The organism is Lacticaseibacillus sp. 22, assembly GCF_055413445.1.
This window is the reverse complement of record NZ_JBVAYD010000061.1, coordinates 1-1,695: the sequence shown is the minus strand read 5'-3', so window position 1 is coordinate 1,695 and position 1,695 is coordinate 1. Positions and strand designations below refer to the sequence as shown.

At 39.2% G+C, this 1,695-nt stretch carries 1 protein-coding gene; it reads left to right on the top strand.

What is annotated here, in order from left to right; all coding sequences use genetic code 11:
• The first annotated feature begins 519 nt into the window (after positions 1-519).
• A complete protein-coding gene (locus tag ACWP87_RS13705; protein WP_005688360.1) occupies positions 520-1,674 on the top strand; it encodes a cation:proton antiporter in 1,155 nt (384 codons plus the stop codon).
• The last annotated feature ends 21 nt before the right edge of the window (positions 1,675-1,695 follow it).

Sequence of the window (1,695 nt, the reverse complement as noted above, 5' to 3'; positions counted from 1 at the left end):
TAAAAGATACTAGACAGGTTCTTAGAAGCATTGTTAGCTGCATAACCTTCAACATAGGATCAATAGCTGGTTAGATGGTCATCTCTCAGACTGTTTGCACCAGATCCTTTTAAGGTTCATCATAGAAAAGAAGAATTACACCAGCCTCAAACAAGAAATCAATGATGTTTTGGTCGCTGCTAGTTTGGATTCCTTGGACCTGATAATATACCTACGGTGTCTTTTTAGCTCGGTTATGTATCCAGCATGATTTATAGCTGGAGAAAACGATCCAGATATTTAAAATAGGTAAAGAAAATTCAGAAATCACTTTTAAAGTTGGCGGTGTCTGTGTTTCGAATAAGTAACTAAATGTGACAACTTATCGTTACTTGAATATTTTTGATTAGTTTGCTAGCATATAAGAAGTATTATTAAAATATGAATAAATAAATCGGTTGACGTAAGCTCAAGGTGTTCTCTTTCAGGGGTGTGTAAGAGGTATCTGGGTTTACGTTTTTTGTATGAGGAGGTTTTTGTTTGGAATTTTTAGGTACCTTGGTGATCATCTTGATTGCAACTAGTCTATTTGGCCATCTAGCCTCTAGGGTTGGTATCCCAGCAGTGATCGGTCAATTATTTGTTGGAATTATTCTTGGTCCTGCGTTGTTGAATTGGGTTCACGCCAATGATTTCATCCATATTTTTTCAGAGATTGGGGTTATCATCTTAATGTTTATCGCCGGACTTGAGAGTGATCTTACATTGCTTAAAAAATATTTGCGTCCTAGCATAATTGTCGCGTTGTTAGGAGTTTTGATTCCGATGGTACTGATCTATCCAGTTGGTATTGTTTTTGGCTTGACACAATTTGAAAGCTTGTTTTTGAGCGTTATTTTTGCCGCAACGTCGGTTTCAATTTCAGTTGCTGTCATGAAAGAACTAAATTTACTTGATAGTAAGAGCGGTTCAACAGTCCTCGGTGCCGCGGTGGTTGACGATGTGCTAGCTGTCGTTTTACTTAGCATTATGGTCAGTTTAATAGGTACAAAGGCTGGTACGGATACCCAGATACCGCTAGCTCTGACTTTTTTAGAGCAGCTAATTTACTTTGCCGCAATTTATTTCGTGATGCGTTTTATCGCCCCTCTCCTCGCTAGACTAGGCACCAAATTATTGAATCCAGTGGGACCTACTATAATGGCGATGATTTTGTGTTTTGGTATGGCATATATTGCAGATCTGATTGGACTGAGTGCAGTAATTGGGGCCTTTTTTGCAGGAATTGCGATTGCACAAACTCATGTAGCTCATGAAGTTGATCAAAGTATCGAACCAATCGGTTATGCGATTTTCATTCCTGTATTCTTCGTTTCAATTGGTTTAAATATGTCACTAGCTGGCATAGAACACGATTTGTTATTAATTATCGTATTGACGATTGTGGCAACACTGACAAAACTATTAGGAGCGGGAAGTGGGGCTAAATGGGCCGGATTCAGTTCGAATGAAGCTTACCTCGTTGGTGCGGGGATGGTCTCGCGTGGGGAAATGGCCTTGATTATCGCTCAAATAGGCTACCAATCCAAACTAATCAGTGATGATTACTATTCGGCAATTATCACTGCCATTATCCTAACAACGTTATTAGCACCATTACTACTCAAACATGCGGCTCGTCATGTAAACTACTAAGAACCTGTCTAGTATCTTTTG